Annotated in this window: 3 protein-coding genes; all 3 read right to left on the reverse strand. The window is 43.5% G+C overall.

Annotated elements, in window-relative coordinates:
* Nucleotides 1-88 precede the first annotated feature (88 nt).
* Genes MKR94_RS17245 through MKR94_RS16390 form a run of 3 tightly spaced genes read right to left on the reverse strand, consistent with a single transcriptional unit; the run spans nt 89 to nt 864 of the window.
* On the reverse strand, nt 89-349 hold the full coding sequence (locus MKR94_RS17245) for a hypothetical protein (protein WP_422047545.1): 261 nt from the start codon (nt 347-349) through the stop codon (nt 89-91).
* Nucleotides 268-690 (reverse strand): NinB/YbcN family protein, encoded by a 423-nt coding sequence (locus MKR94_RS16385; protein WP_241647879.1) that lies wholly within the window; start codon nt 688-690, stop codon nt 268-270. The genes MKR94_RS17245 and MKR94_RS16385 overlap by 82 nt, the downstream gene beginning before the upstream one ends.
* 3 nt (nt 691-693) lie before the next feature.
* On the reverse strand, nt 694-864 hold the full coding sequence (locus MKR94_RS16390) for a phiTE_015 family protein (RefSeq protein ID WP_241647880.1): 171 nt from the start codon (nt 862-864) through the stop codon (nt 694-696).
* Between the last annotated feature and the right edge of the window lie 257 nt (nt 865-1121).

Here is a 1121-nt window from a genome sequence, read left to right on the forward strand (position 1 = left end):
CTAACCTCACCATCCTTCATGTAAAGATGGCTATTTATTATTTTCAACCGGTCTTCTTTATGTTCGATCGGGGTATTAGATTTATCTGTCACTTCGCTGCCCTCGTCTCAGTCATCAATCGTCCAGCAACAACGATATGATGATGGCAGTCCTTATCGTCCTCTAGTCGCCTGACTGTGTAGCGATGAACGTTTAGCTGCCTAGCGACCTCGGAATAGTTGTGCTTATTCTGATTAAGCATCTTGGGTATTGATGTGATGTTTTCACTCATTCTTCCTGCTTCGTCTGTAATTCTCGGTACTCGCACTCGTGAGGTATTGTTAGCTTCAATCCCCCTTGGTGCGCCCATACGTCTATGTCATTTAGGTATTTGTGCATTTCACCAACGTCTAGCAACTTGGTTGATTTAACCCAAACTGTTTTCCCCATGATGGTTATTGGCTTGGCTGGACAGAACATCTTTTTTAGCCACTCGTGAACATCTTCATCAGAAAATGATTCGCTACTGACAGCCATGAGCTGGCCTGCCATTTCAGCATTCCATTTCCACATGAGGTTATTTTGAGATAGCGACCGCTTTTCACGGTACTCAGAGATTTTTATGCGCCAGCGTTTGCCAGTGGAGATTATTTCTTTGAGGATTTGCCAGAGTTGCGATTTGTTGGTTTCATGCAGGATGAATTCCCGCAATGGTTACTCTCCTTTCTGGTTATCCTGTAGTGCTTCACGGGATGCTTGCCACACTCGCCACATATTCTGCGTCCACGTACTCATATAATCCCCCCTGAAGAGTCTGAATCTATCTTCTCTAAACTTGAAGTTCATATCCATCCACTCTTCAAACTGCTTGCGTGATTCATCCATTTCCTGCCCCTTCTATAGCTCTTATTACTGATACTGCCGACTTTATTCTTGACTTAGCTATCTCATTTTTTCTTCTAGCCCAGTAAATACGGATTGAATTTTTCATTGCGGCAATGGATTTCCCCTCCATGCCGCAATTAAATCGCAAAACATCATTGGTATTAAATGCGACTAACAAAATCATCACTCACCGCCTTTCATCATGAGGAATACAATGCAGATAGCTCGGAGCGGGTTCTGATGGTGGTGTTCGAGAT

This window comes from Rosenbergiella metrosideri, assembly GCF_022602565.1.
GTDB classification, from domain to species: domain Bacteria; phylum Pseudomonadota; class Gammaproteobacteria; order Enterobacterales; family Enterobacteriaceae; genus Rosenbergiella; species Rosenbergiella metrosideri.